General features: G+C 63.2%; 2 protein-coding genes and 1 pseudogene. 1 reads left to right on the forward strand and 2 read right to left on the reverse strand.

The annotated features are described in order from the left end of the window. A pseudogene (locus EN969_RS18900) lies at positions 1-592 on the reverse strand (citrate/2-methylcitrate synthase); the annotation flags it as partial. 184 nt (positions 593-776) lie between these two features. Then, the gene (gltX, locus tag EN969_RS18905; protein ID WP_127419306.1) at positions 777-2,201 is read right to left on the reverse strand and encodes a glutamate--tRNA ligase; all 1,425 of its coding nucleotides are present in this window, start codon (positions 2,199-2,201) and stop codon (positions 777-779) included. Between the two features lie 102 nt (positions 2,202-2,303). Here gltX and EN969_RS18910 point away from each other — a divergent pair. Further along, positions 2,304-4,329, forward strand: a 2,026-nt coding sequence (locus EN969_RS18910; protein ID WP_164758342.1) for a ComEC/Rec2 family competence protein, incomplete at its 3' end; no start/stop codon positions are given.

Raw genomic sequence — 4,329 nt, forward strand, 5'->3', positions numbered from 1 at the left:
ATGAAGGGCTGGCCGATGTGGTATTTGTAGGCCATCGCCGCGATCGTCGGCATCTTGGCGATCAGCCGCATGGAGGCAACCATGCGCTGGTAGGGGTCGGAAATGTCGGTGGAGTCGTGATAAAAGGCCGACAGCGCGCCGACCACGCCGCACATCACCGCCATCGGATGCGCGTCGCGGCGGAAGCCGGTGAAAAGCGCGACATCTGCTCATGCACCATGGTGTGGCGCGTCACGCGGTAATCGAAATCGTCCTTCTGCGCCTTGGTCGGCAATTCACCGTAGAGCAGGAGATAGCAGACCTCGAGGAAGTCGCCATGTTCGGCCAACTGGTCGATCGGATAGCCGCGGTGCAACAGGATGCCGGCGTCGCCGTCGATGAAGGTGATTTCGGACTCGCAGCTTGCCGTCGAGGTGAAGCCGGGATCGTAGGTGAAAGCGCCGGTGGTTGAGTAGAGCGAGGCGATGTCGATCACATCAGGCCCGACCGAACCGCTTCGCACCTTGAATTCATGGGTCTTGCCGGCGAATTCAAGCGTTGCGGTGGCCTCTTGGGTCTTGCCCAAATCCAGTTTTTTCGCAGCTTCGGTCATTGCAAACTCCTTCTTGTTTCCTCATGCCGGCAAAGGCAAATTTCGCAGAGCGACACGTCGAAAATCACCGCAATGCGCGTATTCGCCACCGCATTTCAGGAGGTGCGTGCCAGATTGGGCCAAGGCCTAATGTTGCACTGCGAAACCCGCCTTTCAATGCCAATCTTCTTGGGCCAGTTTGCTCCTAATCGATTTGATCTGAGATGCGCGCCAGGCTTTCCTCGCGGCCGAGCACGGCGAGCACATCGAACACGCCCGGCGAGGTGCTTTTGCCGGTCAAAGCGGCGCGCAAAGGCTGGGCCACCGCGCCGAGCTTGTGGCTGCCGGCCGCCACCACCTCGCGGATCGCCGCCTCCGCCGAGACGGCTGTCCAGTCACCCGCAAGCCCGTTCAAAGCTTCGTGAGCACTGCGCAGGATCTTGCGGGCATCGTCGGTGAGCAGAAGGGCCGCCTTGTCGTCGATCGGCAGCGGTCGCGTGGCAAACAGGAAGGCCGCGCCGTCGACGAGCTCCACCAGCGTCTTGGCGCGCTCCTTCAGGCCCGGAAGCGCTGCCAGCAACTGCGCCTTGGTGCTGTCGTTCAGGCGTGCGGCGATCGCCGGGCCACCTTCGAGGTAGGGCAGGGTGGCGATGAAGATGTCGAACAGTTCGGCATCGCTCATGCGACGCATATGTGCGCCGTTGATTGCCTCCAGCTTGGCGAAGTCGAAGCGCGCCGCGCCCTTGTTGACGTCGCCGATGTCGAACCAGGAAATCATGTCCTTGATCGACATGATCTCGTCGTCGCCATGGCTCCAGCCGAGACGCGCCAGGTAGTTGAGCAGCGCCTCCGGCAGGTAGCCCATGGCGCGATAAGCCTCGACGCCAAGCGCGCCGTGCCGCTTCGATAGCTTGGCGCCATCGGCGCCGTGGATCAGCGGGATATGCGACATGGACGGCACGTCCCAGCCCATGGCGTTGTAGATGACGGTCTGGCGGGCGGCGTTGGTCAGATGGTCGTCGCCGCGGATGATGTGGGTGACGGCCATGTCATGATCGTCGACGACGACGGCATGCATGTAAGTGGGATTGCCGTCGGAACGCAGGATGATGAAGTCATCGAGATCCTTGTTAGGAAAGCGCACGTCGCCCTGGACCCGGTCATGGACGACGGTCTCGCCTTCGGTCGGCGCCTTGATGCGGATGGCGCCCTTGGCACCTGCGGGTGCCTCTGAGGGGTCGCGGTCGCGCCAGCGGCCATCGTAGCGGGGTGGCAGCCCCTTGGCTCTGGCGGCCTCGCGCATGGCCTCCAGTTCGGCTGGCGTGGCGTAGCAATAATAGGCCTTGCCGATGCGCACGAGCTCCTCGGCCACCTCGCGGTGGCGGGGCGCACGCTCGAACTGCGACACCGGCTCGCCGTCCCAGCTCAGGCCAAGCCAGGAAAGCCCGTCGAGGATGGCAGCCGTCGCGGCTTCATTGGAGCGTTCGCGATCGGTGTCCTCGATGCGCAGCAGCATCGTGCCGCCGGTGTGCTTTGCATACAGCCAGTTGAACAGCGCCGTGCGCGCGCCGCCTATGTGCAAATAGCCGGTGGGCGAGGGGGCAAAACGGGTGACGACCTTGTCGGACATGGAACTCTCGGAAACCATCTGAAGCGGGGTGCGGTCGCGCGGACTTTCGCGCTTTGCGCGTTCATGTAGCATAGGGTGTCGAGGGCGCAAGGGGCAGACCCGATGGCTGGACGAGGCTGGGGCTCGGATCAGGGCGAGGACGCTGCCATTGGCGTCAGCGAACGGTCCCTGTTTGCGCCTCTGCCAGCCTCATTGCCGCCGCCGTCGCCCCTCGTGCCGGATTCCGGCAAGCTGCCCTTGCAAACGGGTATCGCCGCCTCTGTTCCTGTTGCCGGAACCGGCAGGATCGTGCGCGTGCGCCGGCAGATCGGCCTGATATCACTGCCACGCCTGCGCCACAGCGTGAACATGGCGGCGAGCCTGGAACTCGACCGGGGCGTGGCCTTCCTGCTGGTACCGGTCTGCCTTGCGATCGGAGCGATCGGCTATTTTTCGCTGACGGCTGAACCCGACTTTGCGAGACCTGTCGCGGTTGTCATCCTGACGGGGATCTGTGCGCTGGTCTCGCGCTCATGGCCAAAGACCCATCTGTGTTTCATGGCGGCACTTTTGTGCGCCCTAGGGCTGCTTGCTGCCAAGGTCGAGACGTGGCGTGCGGGCACACAAATGTTGGGCTCGGAAATCTCGACGCAGGTGACCGGCCGCGTCGTCTCGCTCGACCGTATGGAAACTGGCCGTATCCGGCTGACCATCGACGTAACATCGACCGCAAGACCGAAACTGCGCTATGCGCCGGAACGGGTACGGCTTTCGGCACGCAAGATCCCGGCTGACGTGACCGCAGGCTCTCTCATCACTGGATATGCCAAGCTTTTGCCGCCGACCGGGCCGGTGCGACCGGACAGCTATGATTTCTCCTTCGACAGCTATTTTGCCGGCATTGGCGGCAGCGGGTTCTTTCTCGGCAATCCCAAGCTTGTCGTCAGCGATGATGGCGACATGCCGCTGTCGGCCCGAATTTCCTCCAGCGTGGAAAATGCCCGTGAAGGCATCGCCGACCATATCAGGGCGAGCGTCGGCGGCGCCGAAGGCGAGATCGCCGCGGCGCTGATCGTCGGCGTGCGCGCCGGCATTCCCGACGACATCAATGAGGCGATGCGACGTACCGGCATCTACCACATCATCTCCATTTCGGGACTGCATATGGCTCTGGTCGCCGGCACCATCATGGGGTTGCTGCGCGGCGCCTTCGCCTTGTTTCCCGATTTTTCCGCGCGTCGCCCGGTCAAGAAGTATGCCGCTGCCGCCGCACTGTTCTCGATCGCAGCCTACCTCGTCATCTCAGGTATCGTCGTCGCCGCCGAACGCAGCTTCATCATGCTGGCAGTGATGCTGATTGCAGTTCTGTTCGATCGAGCAGCACTCACCATGCGCAATCTGGCGATCTCGGCGATCGCCGTCATCGTGGTGTCGCCGCATGAGGTGGTCGGCCCGAGTTTTCAGATGTCGTTCGCCGCGACCGCGGCTCTGGTCGGCGCCTATGCCGGCTGGGCGGATCACCGCGCGGGAAAAGCAAGAACGCCGCCGCCGAAGCGATCCTTGCCCGGGTTCCTGACACGAAAATTCCTGCTGGCGGCAATCGGTCTGGCCATGACCTCGATCATCGCCGGCAGCGCCACGACGCTGTTTGCCATCTGGCATTTTCAGCGTGTGTCGCCGCTCAGCCTGTTCGCCAATCTCGCGGTTATGCCGATCGTCACCGTCGTCATGTTCCTGGCCGTCGCCAGCGCGCTGCTGATGCCTTTCGGATTGGATTGGCCAGGTCTCTACCTGATGGGCAAGGGCCTGACGATGATGATCGCCATATCGGGCTGGATCTCCGAGCGTTCGCCTGTCGATGGGGTCGGGCTGATTTCGCAACAGTCGGTCCTGCTGGTGGCCATTGCCCTGGTCATCGCGACGATGGCGACGACATGGCTGCGGCTCGCGGCTCTGCCATTCGCGTTGGCAGGCTTGCTGACCGTCTCGGATACGCGCACGCCCGATGTGCTGATCTCGGAAGACGCCCGGCTGGTGGCGTTGCCGATCGGTGGCGGTGAGCTTGCCGTCAGCCGGCAACGGCCGAACGAATTCACCGTCGACAACTGGAAACGCGCGCTGACATCGGAAACCATCGTCGTTCCGGAAG

It is taken from the genome of Mesorhizobium sp. M7A.F.Ca.CA.003.01.2.1, from assembly GCF_003998945.1.
Classification (GTDB): domain Bacteria; phylum Pseudomonadota; class Alphaproteobacteria; order Rhizobiales; family Rhizobiaceae; genus Mesorhizobium; species Mesorhizobium ciceri.

Bases quoted from the DNA above. Each gene is read 5' to 3' on its own strand.
- gltX (WP_127419306.1), bottom strand. From the start codon at position 2,201: ATGTCCGACAAGGTCGTCACCCGTTTTGCCCCCTCGCCCACCGGCTAT.